Origin of the sequence: Variovorax sp. J31P207 (genome assembly GCF_030316965.1) — a bacterium.
GTDB lineage: Bacteria > Pseudomonadota > Gammaproteobacteria > Burkholderiales > Burkholderiaceae_C > Variovorax > Variovorax ginsengisoli_B.
Window position 1 is genome coordinate 599,527 of sequence record NZ_JASZYN010000003.1, and the last position, 14,280, is coordinate 613,806.

Annotated in this window: 13 protein-coding genes; 3 read left to right on the top strand and 10 right to left on the bottom strand. The window is 67.6% G+C overall.

Annotated features, from left to right (window positions below):
• The first annotated feature begins 1 nt into the window (after position 1).
• Complete coding sequence (gene argB, locus QTI68_RS14140) at positions 2 to 895, top strand: acetylglutamate kinase (protein ID WP_286522163.1); 894 nt, start codon at positions 2 to 4, stop codon at positions 893 to 895.
• Between the two features lie 15 nt (positions 896 to 910).
• On the opposite strand, the gene galE is transcribed toward argB, so the two are convergent.
• Positions 911 to 1,930, bottom strand: a complete 1,020-nt coding sequence (gene galE / locus QTI68_RS14145) for a UDP-glucose 4-epimerase GalE (protein ID WP_286522165.1) — start codon at positions 1,928 to 1,930, stop codon at positions 911 to 913.
• A gap of 122 nt (positions 1,931 to 2,052) precedes the next feature.
• On the opposite strand from galE, the gene slmA reads away from it, so the two are divergent.
• Positions 2,053 to 2,703, top strand: a complete 651-nt coding sequence (slmA, locus tag QTI68_RS14150) for a nucleoid occlusion factor SlmA (RefSeq protein ID WP_286522167.1) — start codon at positions 2,053 to 2,055, stop codon at positions 2,701 to 2,703.
• Positions 2,704 to 2,748: 45 nt separating this feature from the next.
• Here the strand turns inward: slmA and QTI68_RS14155 are convergent, their stop codons facing one another.
• Positions 2,749 to 3,672: a glycosyltransferase domain-containing protein gene (locus tag QTI68_RS14155; protein ID WP_286522169.1), complete on the bottom strand. Its 924-nt coding sequence runs from the start codon at positions 3,670 to 3,672 to the stop codon at positions 2,749 to 2,751.
• Positions 3,673 to 3,869: 197 nt separating this feature from the next.
• Here QTI68_RS14155 and katG point away from each other — a divergent pair, with 197 nt between their 5' ends.
• Positions 3,870 to 6,113: a catalase/peroxidase HPI gene (gene katG / locus QTI68_RS14160; protein ID WP_286522171.1), complete on the top strand. Its 2,244-nt coding sequence runs from the start codon at positions 3,870 to 3,872 to the stop codon at positions 6,111 to 6,113.
• Positions 6,114 to 6,280: 167 nt separating this feature from the next.
• Here the strand turns inward: katG and QTI68_RS14165 are convergent, their stop codons facing one another.
• The 8 genes from QTI68_RS14165 to QTI68_RS14200 all read right to left on the bottom strand — a co-directional run bounded on the left by QTI68_RS14165 (position 6,281) and on the right by QTI68_RS14200 (position 14,132).
• Entirely contained in the window at positions 6,281 to 6,685 is a 405-nt protein-coding gene (locus QTI68_RS14165; RefSeq protein ID WP_286522172.1) for a DUF2501 domain-containing protein, read from the bottom strand.
• Between the two features lie 89 nt (positions 6,686 to 6,774).
• Entirely contained in the window at positions 6,775 to 7,845 is a 1,071-nt protein-coding gene (locus QTI68_RS14170; protein ID WP_286522173.1) for a malate/lactate/ureidoglycolate dehydrogenase, read from the bottom strand.
• Between the two features lie 5 nt (positions 7,846 to 7,850).
• Positions 7,851 to 8,792, bottom strand: coding sequence for an SMP-30/gluconolactonase/LRE family protein (locus QTI68_RS14175; protein ID WP_286522175.1), 942 nt, complete (start codon positions 8,790 to 8,792; stop codon positions 7,851 to 7,853).
• A 2-nt stretch (positions 8,793 to 8,794) separates the two neighbouring features.
• Positions 8,795 to 10,321 carry a UxaA family hydrolase gene (locus QTI68_RS14180; protein ID WP_286522177.1) on the bottom strand — a complete coding sequence of 509 codons (1,527 nt, stop codon included), beginning with the start codon at positions 10,319 to 10,321 and terminating at the stop codon, positions 8,795 to 8,797.
• A 95-nt stretch (positions 10,322 to 10,416) separates the two neighbouring features.
• The gene (locus QTI68_RS14185) at positions 10,417 to 11,811 is read right to left on the bottom strand and encodes a TRAP transporter large permease (RefSeq protein ID WP_286522178.1); all 1,395 of its coding nucleotides are present in this window, start codon (positions 11,809 to 11,811) and stop codon (positions 10,417 to 10,419) included.
• Position 11,812: 1 nt separating this feature from the next.
• Positions 11,813 to 12,370: a TRAP transporter small permease gene (locus tag QTI68_RS14190; protein WP_286522180.1), complete on the bottom strand. Its 558-nt coding sequence runs from the start codon at positions 12,368 to 12,370 to the stop codon at positions 11,813 to 11,815.
• A gap of 7 nt (positions 12,371 to 12,377) precedes the next feature.
• Positions 12,378 to 13,373 carry a sialic acid TRAP transporter substrate-binding protein SiaP gene (locus QTI68_RS14195; RefSeq protein ID WP_286522181.1) on the bottom strand — a complete coding sequence of 332 codons (996 nt, stop codon included), beginning with the start codon at positions 13,371 to 13,373 and terminating at the stop codon, positions 12,378 to 12,380.
• A gap of 51 nt (positions 13,374 to 13,424) precedes the next feature.
• A complete protein-coding gene (locus QTI68_RS14200; RefSeq protein WP_286522182.1) occupies positions 13,425 to 14,132 on the bottom strand; it encodes a FadR/GntR family transcriptional regulator in 708 nt (235 codons plus the stop codon).
• Positions 14,133 to 14,280 lie beyond the last annotated feature (148 nt).

The window sequence follows — 14,280 nt, forward strand, 5'->3', positions numbered from 1 at the left end:
CATGACTGATCCCGTCCTCAACATCCCTCCGCGCGACAAGGCCGAGATCCTGGCCCAGGCGCTGCCCTACATCCGCAAGTTCCACGGCAAGACCATCGTCATCAAGTACGGCGGCAATGCCATGACCGACCCCGAACTGCAGGCCGACTTCGCCGAGGACGTGGTGCTGCTCAAGCTGGTCGGCATGAACCCGGTGGTGGTGCATGGCGGCGGCCCGCAGATCGAGGCGGCGCTCAAGAAGCTCGGCAAGACCGGCCACTTCATCCAGGGCATGCGCGTGACCGACTCCGAGACCATGGAAGTGGTCGAGTGGGTGCTCGCCGGTGAGGTTCAGCAGGACATCGTGGGCCTGATCAATCAGGCCGGCGGCAAGGCGGTGGGCCTGACCGGGCGCGACGGCGGCCTGATCCGGGCCCAGAAGCTCAAGATGGCCGACCGCAACGATCCCAACCTCGAGCACGACGTCGGCCAGGTCGGCGACATCGTCTCGATCGACCCGAGCGTGGTCAAGGCGCTGCAGGACGACGCCTTCATCCCGGTGGTGAGCCCGATCGGCTTCGGCGAGAACAACGAGAGCTACAACATCAACGCCGATGTCGTCGCCGGCAAGCTGGCCACCGTGCTGCAGGCCGAAAAGCTCATGATGCTGACCAACACCCCCGGCGTGCTCGACAAGAACGGCACGCTGCTGACCGACCTGAGCGCCCGCGAGATCGACGAACTGTTCGCCGACGGCACCATCTCCGGCGGCATGCTGCCGAAGATCGAGGGCGCGCTCGACGCCGCCAAGAGCGGCGTCAATGCGGTCCACATCATCGACGGCCGCGTGCCGCACGCGATGCTGCTGGAAATCCTCACCGACCAGGCCTACGGCACGATGATCCGCGCCCGTTGAGGGCGCCGGGCCAGGCTAGCTTTCGTAGCCCCGCGGGTTGGCCTGCTGCCAGCGCCAGCTGTCGGCGCACATCTGGTCGATGCCGCGGCGGGCCGTCCAACCGAGCGTGGCTTGCGCCAGTGCCGGATCGCCCCAGTAGGCTGGGACGTCGCCCGGGCGGCGCTCACCGATTTCGTAGGGGATGGGGCGGCCGCAGGCCCGCTCGAAAGCCTTCACCACCTCAAGCACCGATGCTCCCCGGCCGGTCCCCAGGTTGAGCGTGGCGAGTCCTGCCTGGCTTTCGGCATGCCTCAGTGCCGCCACGTGGCCCTCGGCCAAGTCCATCACGTGGACGTAGTCGCGCACGCCGGTGCCGTCGGGCGTCGGGTAGTCGCCGCCATGCACCGCGAGCTTGTCGCGCAGGCCCACGGCGACCTGGCTGACGAAAGGCATCAGGTTGTTGGGCCGCCCCTGCGGGTGCTCCCCGATCAACCCGCTCTCGTGCGCGCCCACGGGATTGAAATAGCGCAGCAGCGCAATCCGCCATGTCGGGTCCGAACGCTGAAGGTCGCCCAGTGCCTCTTCGACCATCAGCTTCGAGCGGCCGTACGGATTGGCCGGTCGGCGTGGCGCGTCTTCTGGGATCGGCGAGTGATCCGGGTCGCCATAGACCGTCGCCGACGACGAGAAGATCAGCGTGCGCACCCCGGCGGCCTTCATGGCCGCGGCCAGCACGAAGCTTCCGTGCACGTTGTTGTCGTAGTAGGCCAGCGGGTCGGACACCGACTCGCCGACCGACTTGAGGCCGGCGAAGTGGATCACGCCGGCGATCGGCTGCTCGGCGAACAGGCGGTCGAGCAGGGCGCGGTCGCGGACGTCGCCTTCGACGAAGCGCGGCGCACTGCCGATGATGCGCGCCAGCCGCTCGAACACACGGACGTCGCTGTTTCCCAGGTTGTCCAGCACCAGCGGAACATAGCCGGCAGCCGCCAGCGCGACGCAGGTGTGGCTGCCGATGAATCCGGCGCCGCCGGTCACGAGAATGGTTGGGCTCATGGTCTGTCTTGTGTCGGAAGCGTGAATGATTTGTCGATTCTGCGCGACAGGCAGGGCTTGCCCGGTTGGCGCGCGCTAACGTTCCCGTGCGAGAATCATTTTTTTACATTTTGCACGCGCCCATGCAGAACGACGAGCCGAGCGCCTCTGGCGCCACAAGCAGTTCAGAACCGGTGGCCGCACCGACGCGCAAGCGCCCCAAGCCGGGCGAGCGGCGCGTGCAGATCCTGCAGGCCCTGGCCGCCATGCTCGAGCAGCCCGGTGCCGAGCGCGTCACCACGGCCGCGCTGGCCGCCCGGCTGGAGGTCAGCGAGGCCGCGCTGTACCGTCATTTCGCCAGCAAGGCGCAGATGTTCGAGGGCCTGATCGATTTCATCGAGCAGAGCGTGTTCACGCTGGTCAACCAGATCGTCGAGCGTGAGGCCCCGGGCCACGAGCAGGCCGCGCGCATCGTCGCCATGCTGGTCCAGTTCGCCGAGAAGAACCCCGGCATGACCCGCGTCATGGTGGGCGACGCGCTGGTGTTCGAGAACGAGCGGCTGCAGAGCCGGATGAACCAGTTCTTCGACAAGATCGAAGCCACCCTGCGCCAGTCCTTGCGCGACGGGGCGCAGGTCGACGGCTCTGCCACGCCCACCCTGGACGCGCAGGTGCGCGCCTCGGCGCTCACGGCTTTCGTGGTCGGGCGGCTGCAGCGCTTCGCGCGCTCGGGCTTTCGCCGGGCGCCGTCCGAGCATCTGGATGCCTCGGTGGCGCTGATGCTGCGAGATTGAACGCTGGGCGCAGCCGACCGCCCGGCGCTGGGGGCCGCTCCGGTCTCAGTGCCCGGATGGATTGGCAGGTCGCGTGGCGGCGGCATCCGCGGCGCGCTGCAGCCATTGCTTCAAGCGGCGCAGCGGCGAGGTCAGCCGCCAGCTGGTGCTGGCATGGATGGCTGCGATGGACGCGTTCGTCTGCTGCAGCGCATGGGCCAGCCTCAATTGCAGCTTCAGGTTCTCCGCCCGCATCTGGGCCAGCGGCGGCGTCATCGATGCGGCAGGATCTCGCCCACCGCTGAAACGATCCCGCCGGTGCGCGTGCGGCCAGGTGTGGAACCAGGATTCGTGGTTGTCCAGCTCCCAGCGCGCCGGGACGATGCCGGATTCCCGCAGCGCCGCGTTGAGCGAAAGCTGGTCGCGCCGCGAATAGCGCAGCACGTGTTCGACCCAGCGCAGCATGGCCGCGCGCACCGCCTCGTCGCGGTGGTCGCGCAGCATGATGGCCGTCCAGTACGGCGGCTCGCTCAAGGTCGGCTCGCCGTACGTCAGGTAGTGGTTCAGCTGCTCGAAGATCCGGTTCTGGTCGTCGTGTCCGTTGCGCGCCACCTCGATGAATTCATCCATCACGCTCTGGCGGAAACTGTGCGCCGGAAGGCCGATGCCCTGGGCCCATCCATGGCGTTCGATGATCAGCTCCGGCGCCTGATGCAGGACGACCGAGTTGTCGATGTAGAGCGACTGGTCGAAGCCATCGAGTGCGTCGACCCAATGCGGACAGATCTTCAGCATCCGCTGGCTGCGGATCGGGTCCATCTTGAATGCGGGCGTCAGCTGGACAATCTTCCATGTGTCGCTGGTCAGAGAGGGGTCGTCGGTCAGGCAGATGAACGGAATGTCCGAGCGATGGGCCACGGGTTGTTCGTTCAGTGCCTCGTAGTTGCCGATCAGCACCGTGTAGACGCAGGTGTTCTTTTCGCTTGCCATGGGGTCCCGAGTTCAGCCGTGCCAGGTCGGCGAGCTTGACCGCGTGGAATTAGCGTTTCCTGACAAGTTTGTTAACGCCACGCAAACCTGGGTAACAAGCGCCGACTATGCGCGGCATAGACGCGCCCTATTCGCAGCCGGCCGGTTCTGCCACAGAATGCTCCTCCGACCCTCATCGTAGAACGTAGGAGAACCCCATGAGCAGCGAAAAGACCGAAGCCAAGTGCCCGTTCAGCCCGGCCGCGGGCGGCACGACGAACCGTGACTGGTGGCCCCAGCAGTTGCGGCTCGATCTGCTCCACCAGCATTCGTCCAAGTCCGACCCGATGGGCGAGGGCTTCGACTACGCCGCCGAGTTCAAGACCCTCGATCTGGCGGCGCTGAAGAAGGACCTCGCCGACCTGATGACCGATTCGCAGGACTGGTGGCCGGCGGATTTCGGCCACTACGGGCCCCTGTTCATCCGCATGGCCTGGCACAGCGCCGGCACCTATCGCATCGGCGACGGACGGGGCGGCGCCGGCCGCGGCCAGCAGCGCTTCGCGCCGCTGAACAGCTGGCCGGACAACGTCAGCCTCGACAAGGCGCGCCGGCTGCTCTGGCCGGTCAAGCAGAAGTACGGCAAGAAGATCTCCTGGGCCGACCTGATGATCCTCGCCGGCAACGTCGCGCTCGAAACCATGGGCTTCAAGACCTTCGGCTTCGGCGGCGGCCGTGCCGACGTGTGGGAGCCTGACCAGGACGTGTACTGGGGTCGCGAGACCAAGTGGCTCGGCGGCGATATCCGCTACGCACAGGGTTCGCCCGGCGTCGACGAGGCGCACGGCGTGCTCGTGAAGGACGACGACAGCAAGGTGCCGCACTCGCGCAAGCTCGAGAACCCGCTCGGCGCCGTGCAGATGGGCCTGATCTACGTCAATCCCGAAGGTCCGGACGGCAACCCCGATCCGATCGCCGCCGCCTACGACATCCGAGACACCTTCGGACGCATGGCGATGGACGACGAGGAAACCGTGGCGCTGATCGCCGGCGGCCACACCTTCGGCAAGACGCATGGCGCCGGCCCTGCGTCCAACGTCGGGGCCGAGCCCGAGGCCGCCGGCCTCGAGGCCCAGGGCCTCGGCTGGGCGAACAGCTTCGGCACCGGCCGCGGCGGCGACACGATCACCAGTGGCCTGGAAGTCACCTGGACCACCACGCCGACCAAGTGGGGCACCAACTTCTTCTGGAACCTGTTCGGCTATGAATGGGAGCTGAGCAAGAGCCCGGCCGGTGCGAACCAGTGGGTGGCCAAGGGCGCCGGCGCGACCATTCCGCATGCCCACGACCCGTCGAAGAAGCTGGTCCCCACCATGCTGACCACCGACCTGTCGCTGCGCTTCGACCCGGCCTACGAGAAGATCTCGCGCCGCTTCATGGAGCATCCCGACCAGTTCGCCGATGCCTTCGCCCGCGCCTGGTTCAAGCTGACCCATCGCGACATGGGGCCGCGCGCCCGCTACCTGGGGCCGGAGGTGCCGGCCGAAGAGCTGATCTGGCAGGACCCGGTTCCCCCGGTCAACCATCCGCTGGTCGACGAGAAGGACGTCGCGGCGCTGGCCAAGAAGGTGCTGGCTTCGGGGCTCACCCCGGCGCAGCTGGTCTCGACCGCCTGGGCGTCGGCCTCCACCTTCCGCGGCTCCGACAAGCGCGGCGGCGCCAATGGCGCCCGGATTCGCCTGGCGCCGCAAAAGGACTGGGACGTCAACCAGCCGGAGCAGCTGACCAAGGTCCTGCAGGTGCTGGAGGGCATCCGCACCGAGTTCAACGGGTCGCAGACGGGCGGCAAGAAGATCTCGCTGGCCGACCTGATCGTCCTGGCCGGCGGCGCGGCCGTGGAGCAGGCGGCGCGCGACGGCGGCCACGAGGTCCGGGTTTCCTTCACGCCGGGGCGGACGGATGCACTGCAGGCGCAGACCGACGCGGAGTCGTTCGCGCCGCTGGAGCCGGTCGCCGATGGCTTCCGCAACTACGTGAAGGCCGGATTGGCCGTGCCGGCAGAGGTGCTGCTGGTCGACAAGGCGCAACTGCTGACCCTGACGGCGCCCGAGATGACGGTGCTGGTCGGCGGCCTGCGCGTGCTGGGTGGCAATGCCGGCCAGTCACGCGACGGTGTCTTCACCGACAAGCCGGGCAAGCTGAGCAACGACTTCTTCGTCAACCTGCTCGACATGGGCACGGAGTGGAACGCGGACACGGCCGGCGCCGCGTTCCAGGGCCGCGACCGCAAGACGGGCGAGCTCAAGTGGACCGGGTCCCGGGTCGACCTGGTCTTCGGCTCGAACGCACAGCTGCGCGCCCTCGCCGAGATCTACGCCAGTTCTGACTCGAAGAAGAAGTTCGTCGACGACTTCGTGGCGGCCTGGACCAAGGTGATGAACCTGGACCGCTTCGACGTCTAGGCCGGCGCCGGGCCGCCCCAAGGCGGCCTGCGGCCCCCTCGGGGGGCAGCGACCCACACGCAGTGGGGGAGCGTGGGGGCCACCCAGGCCGGCGCCGGGCCGCCCCAAGGCGGCCTGCGGCCCCCTCGGGGGGCAGCGACCCACACGCAGTGGGGGAGCGTGGGGGCCTACAACATTCCTTTGGCTTGCTTAAGCACGAAGTCACAGGCCTTGCGTGTGACTTCCTGCTTCAGGCCGCCGCCGGTCAGGTCCATCTTCTTGCCGTCGGTGCCGGTCAGGATGCCCTGCGCGCCGTCCACGTAGCCGGGATCGGAGGCGGGCTTGCCGCCCGGAATCTTGCCCATCAGCTGGTCCTTCACGGCCGTGGTGGCGCTGTCGGCGCTCAGGTAGTTGTTCTTGAGGCAGTACTCGATCACGCCGGCGGCGTTGCCGAGGCTGCCCGAGGCCATGCCGCCGCCGCCGCCGGCCAGGCCCTTGAGCATGTCCAGCGACTGGGCCTGGGCGAAGCCGGCGCTGCCGAGCAGCAGGGCGATCGCGCTGACGCGCATGAAGCGTTGTCGTGTGGTGTTCATGTCGGCTCCTTGTGATTTGCGAACTGTTGAGGAAACCATAGCGCAAGCCCAAGGCCGGGCGAAGACGACATTGAAACAGTTGGTGGGCCCTAACCGCCGGTCGCACCGACCGTGACACCGACCTTGCGTCCCGCCTCCACGATCTCGCCCCAGGTCGCATCGTCGAGCCAGATGCCCTCGCGCTCGCGCGCCGCGCGCGCCTTGCGCTCGGGCTCGCCCGCGATCTGCACGGCCTCGAAGCCGGCGCCCGGCGGGCTCTGGCGCAGCCAGTCGACGAAAGCCGTCGCCTCCTGCGCGAAGCTCGCCTGCGTGCCGAGCCGGGCCGGGTCGATCAGCACCACCAGCATGCCGTTGAGCACGGTGCGCGCGGTGTCCGCCGGACGGTGCCAGGTGCCGCTGCCGGTCAGTGCGCCGCCGAGCAGCTCGCAGGCCACCGCCATGCCATAGCCCTTGTGCTCGCCGAAGGTCATCAGGGCGCCGAACAGGCCGTTGCTCTGCGGCACCACCACCACGCCCGGGTCGTCGGTCGGTGCGCCATGCTCGTCGATCAGGTGGCCCGGCGGCACGCGCTCGCTCTTGTTGTAGGCCACCCGCATCTTGCCCTGCGCCACCCGGCTGGTCGCGAAGTCGAGGATGAAGGGCTCGGCCCCTGCCAGCGGCACGCCGATGCAGCAGGGGTTGGTGCCGAAGCGGCCGTCGCCGCCGCCCCAGGGCGCGACCACCGGCCGCGACAGCACGTTGACGAAGTGCATCGCCACCAGCCCCTGGGCCACCGCCATCTCGGCGAAATGGCCAATGCGCCCCAGGTGGTGCGCGCTGGCCAGTGACACGATGCAGCTGCCATGCTGCTTGGCCCGCGCAATGCCGAGCTCCATCGCCTGCACGCCGACGATCTGGCCGAAGCCGTGCTGGCCGTCGAGCGAGAGCAGGGCGCCGGTGTCGAGGATGATCCGGGCCGCGGCATTCGGCACCAGGCCGCCCTCGGCGATGGCGTCGACATAGCGCGGCAGCATGCCGACGCCGTGCGAATCGTGGCCGCTCAGATTGGCCAGCACCAGGTTGGCGGCGACCTGCTCGGCCTCGGCCGGCGCGCTGCCGGCGGCGGCCAGGATGCGGGCGACCTGGTTTCTCAGGCTGCCCGGCTCCAGTGTTTGGGACATGTGATTCAAACTCCCTTGGCGTTGAGGGTGATGGCGTAGAGCGAACTCGTGGCGCAGATGAAGAGCCGGTTGCGCTTGGGGCCGCCGAAGCAGACATTGGCCACGCGCTCGGGCAGCAGGATCTTGCCGATCAGGCTGCCGTCGGGGTGCAAGGCATGCACGCCGTCGGCGGCGCTGGTCCAGATGCGGCCCTCGGTGTCGAGCCGGAAGCCGTCGAACAGCCCCTGCGTGCATTCCGCGAACAGGCTGCCGGCACCCAGCCGCCGGCCATCGCTCGCGACCGCGAAGCGGCGGATGTGGCGCGGCGCGTCGTCCGCATGGCTGGCGCCGGTGTCGGCGATGTAGAGCATCGATTCGTCGGGCGAGAAGGCCAATCCGTTGGGCTTGACAAAGTCGTCGGCGACGAGGTCGACCGCGCCGCTGGCCGGGTCGATGCGGTAGACGTTGCAGGCGCCGATCTCGCTGTCGGCGCTCAATCCTTCGTAGTCGCTCAGGATGCCGTAGCTCGGGTCGGTGAACCAGATGCCGCCATCGGAGTGCACCACGACATCGTTCGGCGAATTGAGGCGCTTGCCTTGCCAGTGCGAGGCCAGCACGGTGAGGCTGCCGTCATGCTCGGTGCGCGTCACGCGCCGCGTCAGGTGCTCGCAGCTGACCAGCCGGCCCTGCCTGTCGACCGTGTTGCCGTTGGAATTGTTGGACGGTTCGCGGAACACCGCCACGCCGCCGTTGCGCTCGTCGAAGCGCATCATGCGGTTGTTCGGAATGTCGGACCACACCAGTGTGCGGTGGGCGCCGAACCAGGCCGGCCCCTCGCACCAGCGGGCGCCGGTCCAGAGCCGCTCGACCTTCTCGGGTCCGGGCACCAGGCGGTTGAAACGGGCGTCGAATTTCTCGACGCTGGTGCCGTCCAGCGTGCCGAAGGGTGGTTGAGTGAAATGCGACATGGCTACATCACCGCGCCGACCTGCCAGGGCACGAACTCGTTCTGCCCGTAGCCATGGCGCTCGCTCTTCGAGGGTTCGCCCGAGGCGGTCGCCAGCACCATCTCGAAGATGCGCTGGCCCATCTCCTGGATCGACACCGTGCCTTCGACGATCTCGCCGCAATTGATGTCCATGTCTTCTTCCTGGCGCTGCCAGAGCGCGGAATTGGTCGCCAGCTTGAGCGACGGCGAAGGCGCGCAGCCATAGGCCGAGCCGCGGCCGGTGGTGAAGCAGATGATGTTGGCGCCGCCCGCCACCTGGCCAGTGGCGCTGACCGGATCGTAGCCCGGCGTGTCCATGTAGACGAAGCCGTGCGCGGTCACGGGTTCGGCGTATTCGTAGACCGCCTCGAGGTTGCTGGTGCCGCCCTTGGCGACCGCGCCGAGCGACTTCTCGAGGATCGTCGTGAGCCCGCCGGCCTTGTTGCCGGGCGAGGGGTTGTTGTTCATCTCGCCCTCGTTGATGGCGGTGTAGTGCTCCCACCAGCGGATCCGCTCGACCAGCTTTTCGCCGACCTCGCGCCGCACCGCGCGGCGGGTCAGCAGGTGCTCGGCGCCGTAGACCTCCGGCGTCTCGGACAGGATCGCGGTGCCGCCGTGCGCCACCAGCAGGTCGACCGCGGCGCCCAGCGCCGGGTTGGCGCTGATGCCCGAGTAGCCGTCGGAGCCGCCGCACTGCAGCCCGATCGTGATGTGGGCCGCGCTCAGCGGCTCGCGCCGCACGGCATTGGCGCGCGGCAGCATCTCGTTGATCAGCGCGACGCCCTTCTCGACCGTCTTGCGCGTGCCGCCGGTGTCCTGGATGTTGAAGACGCGGAAGTTCTCGCCTTCGCTCAGGTGGCCGGTGGCGAGCCAGGCGTTGATCTGGTTGGCCTCGCAGCCCAGCCCGACCACCAGCACGGCGGCGAAGTTGGGGTGCGTCGCGTAGCCCGTGAGCGTGCGCTCGAGCAACTGCATGCCCATGCCGCCGGTGTCCATGCCGCAGCCGGTGCCGTGGGTGAGCGCGACCACGCCGTCCACGTTCGGGTAGTCGGCCAGCGCCGCCGGATTGGTCTTGCGCGAGAAGTGGTCGGCGATGGCGCGTGCCGCGGTGGCCGAGCAGTTGACGCTGGTCAGCACGCCGATGTAGTTGCGCGTGGCGACGCGGCCGTCGGCCCGCTTGATGCCCATGAAGGTGGCCTCGCGCTTCGGCGGCGGCGCCTTCACGTCGGCCCCGAAGGCGTAGTCACGCTCGAAGTGGCCCTTGTCGGGGCCCATGTCGAGGTTGTGCGTATGCACGTGCTCGCCGGGCGCGATCGGCTTGCTCGCGAAGCCGATGATCTGGTTGTAGCGGCGCACCGGGTCGCCTTGCGCGATGGCGCGCACCGCGATCTTGTGGCCGGGCGGGATCAGGCCGCGGGCCGTCACGCCCTCGACCGGCGTGCCGCCGACCAGCTGGCCGCGCGCGATCACGACATCGTCGGCGGGATGGAGTCGAATGAAGGGGTTCATCGTTGGGGGTCCTTTGTCTTGTGCGGCACTGGATCTGGTCAGTTGGGGCCAGAGCAAAAACCGCTGCGCGGCTTGTTGGTCTGTCCCGCAAGGTCTCAGAAGAACATTTTCGGCAGCCACAGTACCAGCGACGGCATGTAGGTGATGATCGCCAGGCTCACCAGCAGCGGCACCAGCCATGGCAGGATCGCCATGGTGGTGCGCTCGAAGCTCAGTCCGGCGACCCGCGCGAGCACGAACAGCACCATCCCCATCGGCGGATGCAGCAGCCCGATCATGAGGTTGAGCACCATCACCAGGCCGAAGTGGATCGGATCGATGCCCAGGTGGGTCGCGATCGGCAGCAGGATCGGCACCAGGATCGTGATGGCCGCGGTGGGCTCCAGGAAGCAGCCGACAAACAGCATCAGCAGGTTGGCCAGCAGCAGGAAAACCCAGGCCTGGTCGGTGAAGCCCAGCACCCAGCTGGCGATCTCGGCCGTGACGCCGGTCGCGGTCAGCATCCAGCCGAAGATCGACGCCGCGGCGACGATGAACAGCACGGTCGAGGTGGTCTCGATGGTGTCGAGGCAGACCTTGACGAACATCTTCCAGGACAGCGTGCGGTACCAGGCGAAGCCGAGGATCATGGCCCATACGCAGGCGGCGATCGCGCCCTCGGTGGGCGTGAAGAGGCCGGTGGTCATGCCGCCGATCAGCAGCACCGGCGTCATGATCGGCAGCAGCGCCTCGAAGCGGAAGATCCGGTCGAGCACGAACAGCGCCGCCAGGCCACCGAAGACCGTCAGCTGCGGCGGCGTGCCCAGCTGGCTGATCAACAGCCACATCAGCAGCGGCCAGCCGATCACCACCGCGAGCTCGCTCAAGGCCTTGAACAGGCGCGTGCTCGAGAACTTGACGTCGCCGCCCCATTTGTTCTTGTGGGCGTAGTAGGCCACCGTGAGCATCATCAGGATCGCCATCATGGCGCCCGGCAGGATGCCGGCGAGGAACAGTGCGCCCACCGAGACGTTGGCCATCATCCCGTAGATCACGAAGGGCAGGCTGGGCGGGATGATCGGCCCGAGCGTGGCCGAGGCGGCCGTGACGCCGACCGCGAACTCGGTCTCGTAGCCATGCTCCTGCATGGCCTTGATCTCGATCGTGCCGAGGCCGGCGGCGTCGGCGATCGCGGTGCCGCTCATGCCGGCGAAGATCACCGAGCCGAGCACGTTGACGTGGCCCAGCCCGCCCTTGAGCCAGCCGACCAGCGCCAGCGCGAAGTTGTAGATGCGGGTCGTGATGCCGGCGTTGTTCATGAGGTTGCCGGCCAGGATGAAGAAGGGCACGGCGAGCAGCGGGAAGCTGTCGATGCCGCTCACCATCCGGTGGATCACGACGAAGGGCGGCAGGCCGCCCGACATCAGGATGTAGGCCAGCGAGGCGCCCGCCATCGCGATCGCCACCGGGATGCCGCCGGCCATGAAGACCAGGAAGAAGATCTTGAGCATGTTAGTGGTCTGACAGAGTGGATTCGGGTCGTTCGAGCACGCTGTAGCCGCGCCGCCAGTGGATGCGCGCCACCTGCAGCGAGCGCCAGGCCATCGCCGCGAAGCCGAACAGGCAGACGCCGTAGACGATGTTCATCGGCAGGTCGACGATGGTCATGCGCGTGCGGCTGCCGATCTTGAGCATCATCTGCACGGTCATGATCACCGCACCGGCGAAGAAGGCGATGCGCACCAGGTCGACCGCCTTGGACATCCATACGCCCATCGCCTTGGGGATGTGGCGGTAGAAGAAGTCGACCTGGATCTGGTTGTTCTTCGAGACCCCGATCGCCGCCCCGATGAAGACCACGCCGATCAGCATGTAGCGCGCCACCTCTTCGGTCCAGGCCGCGGAATCGTTCAGCACGTAGCGCGTGACGAACTGGTAGAACACGGTGAGGCCGAGCAGCCAGAACAGCGCCAGCGCGATCCAGCCCTCGGCGATGGTGTCCGAAAGGTCGACCACTTCGTCCTCGGCATGGAAGTGGCCCTCGTCGTCGATGATCTTCTGCTCGGTCATGGCGGCCTCACTTGATAGCCAGGATGCGGTCGTAGTCCTGCTGGCGGTAGCCCTGGTCGGTCGGCTTGGTGTTCTTGAGCACGGCCTCGCGGAACGCGGCCTTGTCGACCACGATCACGTTGTTGCCCTTCTTCTTGAAGTCGTCGGTGAGGCGGATTTCCGAAGCGATGATCTCGCGGCCGGTCTTCTCGGCCGCTTCCTGCATCACCTCCGCGAAGATCTTCTTCTCGTCCGGCGACAGCTTCTCCCAGGTCTGGCCCGAGACCACGGTGAGCAGCGAGTCGATGATGTGGCCGGTCAACGAGATGTTCTTCTGCACTTCGAAGAACTTCTTGGCCTCGATGGTCGGCAGCGGGTTCTCCTGGGCGTCGACCGTGCCGTTCTGCAGCGCCAGGTAGACCTCGGCGAAGGCGATCGGCGTCGCGTTGGCGCCGAGCGATTTCGGGAAGGCCAGGTAGGCCGGTGCGTCGGGCACGCGGATCTTCAGGCCCTTCATGTCCTCAGGCTTGGTCACCGGCTTGGCGGCGGCCGAGGTGACGTGGCGCGCGCCGTAGTAGTTGAGCGCCGTGATGTGGTTGCCGCTCTTGTCGTCGTAGCCCTTGGCGAGCTCCTTGAAGACATCGCTCTGGGCGTACTTCAGCAGGTGCTCGGAATCGCGGAAGATGAACGGGAAGTAGGTCACGGCGAGCGGCTTGTAGGTGTTGCCCGCGAAGCTCGCGCCGGTCAGGATGATGTCGACCGTGCCCAGGGTCAGGCCCTGGTTGATGTCCGACTCCTTGCCCAGGCTGGAGGCCGGGAAAACCTGGATCTCGTACTTGCCGTTGGTGCGCTTCTTGATCTCGTCGGCGGCCCACAGCGAGTATTTGTGGAAGGGTTCGGAGGTCTCGTAGACATGGGCCCACTTGAGCTTGGTCTGGGCCTGCGCGAGGCCGAAGGCGCCGAGCGCGCTGGCCGCTAGGACGCAGGCCGCGAAGGTCTTGAGGGCGAAGCGTTTGCTGGTCATCGATTTGTCTCCGTTGTGGTTGGGAAGAAAAGCGGACTGACTTGGCTGGGATCAGGAGGCCTTCGCGCGGCGCCAACTCGCGCTGAATCTCTGATGGGACTTGTCCATGTGCGCGTGCATCGCGGCACGGGCGGCGTCGGGGTCGCGCGCGGCGATCGCGTCGCGGATGGCCTCGTGCTCGGCGATCGCGCTGCGCCACGACTTGACGGTCTCGAAGTAGCCGCCGAGCCGCGTGAAGATCGGGCCGTTGCGCGAATCCCAATAGCCCTGCACCGTCTCCGACAGCACCACGTTGCCGCAAGCCTCGACGATCGCCAGGTGGAAGGCCCGGTCGCCCTCGAGCGGCATCATGTTGCGATCGGCCATCTCGCGCATGCTCTCGATGGCGCGGGTCAGGGTGTCGACGTCGCGCCGCCGGCCCAGCGCGGCCGCCAGGGCCGCGGTCTCGCCCTCGACCACGCGGCGGGCTCGGATCAGTTCGAGCGGGCCCCATTCGGCCGCCGCCACCGGCGCCGCCGTCCGGTGCGAACGGTCGAGCACGTAGACGCCCGAGCCGGTGCGGACCTCGACCCAGCCCTCGACTTCGAGCGCGATCAGGGCCTCGCGCACCGAAGGCCGGCTGACGCCGAGCTGCCTGGCGAGATCGCGCTCGGCCGGCAGCCGCGCGCCGACCGCGAATTCGCCCTGGGCGATCAGCGCGCGCAGCTGGTCGGCGATCTGCCGATAGAGGCGTTGGGGCTCGACGGTTTGCAGCGGCACGTGCAGGGCAGGGGGAGGGGGTTAAGGGTTGTCCTGAATTGGACAAGTGGTAAGGCCAATTCAGAATACGAGCCGCACCGGAGCCGGGCCATCGGGCGAAACCCTGAATGCGGCGCGGCCTTCGCGGCATCACCATCGCCATCAGCTT

What these genes read in the sequence shown, in the direction of transcription:
- argB (WP_286522163.1), top strand. Translation starts at nt 2, where the DNA reads ATGACTGATCCCGTCCTCAACATCCCTCCGCGCGACAAGGCCGAGATC.
- galE (WP_286522165.1), bottom strand. Translation starts at nt 1,930, where the DNA reads ATGAGCCCAACCATTCTCGTGACCGGCGGCGCCGGATTCATCGGCAGC.
- slmA (WP_286522167.1), top strand. Translation starts at nt 2,053, where the DNA reads ATGCAGAACGACGAGCCGAGCGCCTCTGGCGCCACAAGCAGTTCAGAA.
- QTI68_RS14155 (WP_286522169.1), bottom strand. Translation starts at nt 3,672, where the DNA reads ATGGCAAGCGAAAAGAACACCTGCGTCTACACGGTGCTGATCGGCAAC.
- katG (WP_286522171.1), top strand. Translation starts at nt 3,870, where the DNA reads ATGAGCAGCGAAAAGACCGAAGCCAAGTGCCCGTTCAGCCCGGCCGCG.
- QTI68_RS14165 (WP_286522172.1), bottom strand. Translation starts at nt 6,685, where the DNA reads ATGAACACCACACGACAACGCTTCATGCGCGTCAGCGCGATCGCCCTG.
- QTI68_RS14170 (WP_286522173.1), bottom strand. Translation starts at nt 7,845, where the DNA reads ATGTCCCAAACACTGGAGCCGGGCAGCCTGAGAAACCAGGTCGCCCGC.
- QTI68_RS14175 (WP_286522175.1), bottom strand. Translation starts at nt 8,792, where the DNA reads ATGTCGCATTTCACTCAACCACCCTTCGGCACGCTGGACGGCACCAGC.
- QTI68_RS14180 (WP_286522177.1), bottom strand. Translation starts at nt 10,321, where the DNA reads ATGAACCCCTTCATTCGACTCCATCCCGCCGACGATGTCGTGATCGCG.
- QTI68_RS14185 (WP_286522178.1), bottom strand. Translation starts at nt 11,811, where the DNA reads ATGCTCAAGATCTTCTTCCTGGTCTTCATGGCCGGCGGCATCCCGGTG.
- QTI68_RS14190 (WP_286522180.1), bottom strand. Translation starts at nt 12,370, where the DNA reads ATGACCGAGCAGAAGATCATCGACGACGAGGGCCACTTCCATGCCGAG.
- QTI68_RS14195 (WP_286522181.1), bottom strand. Translation starts at nt 13,373, where the DNA reads ATGACCAGCAAACGCTTCGCCCTCAAGACCTTCGCGGCCTGCGTCCTA.